The organism is Streptomyces chiangmaiensis (assembly GCF_036281785.1).
In the GTDB taxonomy this organism is placed as follows: domain Bacteria; phylum Actinomycetota; class Actinomycetes; order Streptomycetales; family Streptomycetaceae; genus Streptomyces; species Streptomyces chiangmaiensis.
This window is the reverse complement of record NZ_JAYWVC010000560.1, coordinates 1-1,455: the sequence shown is the minus strand read 5'-3', so window position 1 is coordinate 1,455 and position 1,455 is coordinate 1. Positions and strand designations below refer to the sequence as shown.

The window sequence follows — 1,455 nt, the reverse complement described above, 5'->3', positions numbered from 1 at the left end:
GGAGAGCGAAGCGGATCTGCTGACCTTGCTGCGGGAACTCGATGATCCGGAGTGGCTGGAGTGGCCGCGACACTACAACCGCAGCGTGACCGCTGTGCTGTTCGGCGACTTGGTGGCACGGCTGGAGGGCGACTTCGCAGCTCGCTGCGCGACTGAGCAGGACATCCAGGACTCCAGCGAGTACGGACGTGTCGTCGTGCCCGCGGAAACAACCGTGTGTGGGACGCGGATCGTAGTGTGCGTGAGCAAGTTCGGGTCCCTTGCCCTGGTCTGTGCTGACAACCCCGGAGCCTTCTTCGGTACTGAGGAAGCCCAGGCTGCGCGAGCTGGATGCCGCCGATCTCGCGAAGGTCAATCGAGCGTTGGTCGACCTCGGGTATGCGGTCGTTCCCGAAGAGTTGCTGGAGCGCGACTACGACGGGCCGAGTCGGCTGCCCTGGCACGTCCAGCGGCCCAGTTGGTGGCATCGCTTCTTCGGCACGTTCTGACGGTCAGGGTCCGAGGGTCAAACTGGTGCCGGCGAGGCAGCCGTCGATCACGTGCGGCCGGTACTGGATCTGCTTGAGCCGATGCTTGACCGCGCGGGTGACCTCGCCGAGGTGGGCGGCGGCGAGGTTGCCGATGTCGCGTTTGACCAGAGACCAGACGCCTTCGGTCGGGTTGAGGTCGGGTGCGTAGGTGGGCAGCTGGAAGACGGTCAGCCAGTCTTCGTTCGCGGCGATGAAGTCGCGTAGTGGACGGGTCAGGTGGAGGCGGACGTTGTCCCAGACCAGCACGATTGGGCCGCCGAGCTGGATGCGGGCGCGGACGATCAGGTCGCGGAAGTTGCGCCAGCCGAAGCCCTTCGGCTGGTCTTTGCGCCCGGTGTACTCCCGGACCGCGTAGGACCTCCGTGACCGTTCACCGGGCTTGTAGCAGGTCATGCCCGCCATCGATACCCGTCCGGAGCCGCGGCCGCGCACTCGCACGACCGGCGTGCAGCCCCGGCGGCCCCAGGTTCTGGCGCGCGGCGGAGTCAGCGACTGTCCAGCCTCGTCCTCGAAGACGATCCAGGCTGCTCGCTCCGCCGCGATGCTCTTACCCGCGGCCAGGTCTCCTTCTTCCAGACCTCGACAGCATCGTCGTTGCGCTCGATAGCCCTACGGGCGGGCTGCTGCCATGACCAGCCGTGCCGCTTGAGCAGCTGCCATGTGCCCTCGACCGTGTACGAGACGTGGAACAGTCGACTGATCAGCGTCTTGATCCGGGCCAGCGTCTACCGTTGGTCCGCCCAGCCGTGGGCGAGCGGCCTGCGCTCCAATTCACGCTCCAACCGGGCGACCTGGTCCTCGCTGAGTTTCGGCCGGCCCGGCGAGCCCTTCGACAGCACCCCGGCCTCGCCCCGCTGCCGCCATGCCCGGCGGCACCGTTCCACCGACCGCTCACTTAGGACTCAGATCAAAATGAGGGAATGAC

1 protein-coding gene and 1 pseudogene are annotated in these 1,455 nt (G+C 66.8%); one reads left to right on the top strand and one right to left on the bottom strand.

What is annotated here, in order from left to right; all coding sequences use genetic code 11:
• The first annotated feature begins 272 nt into the window (after positions 1-272).
• Complete coding sequence (locus VXC91_RS45515) at positions 273-488, top strand: hypothetical protein (RefSeq protein WP_329513196.1); 216 nt, start codon at positions 273-275, stop codon at positions 486-488.
• Positions 489-491: 3 nt separating this feature from the next.
• Here VXC91_RS45515 and VXC91_RS47525 read toward each other — a convergent pair.
• A pseudogene (locus VXC91_RS47525) lies at positions 492-1,429 on the bottom strand (IS630 family transposase); the annotation flags it as partial.
• Between the last annotated feature and the right edge of the window lie 26 nt (positions 1,430-1,455).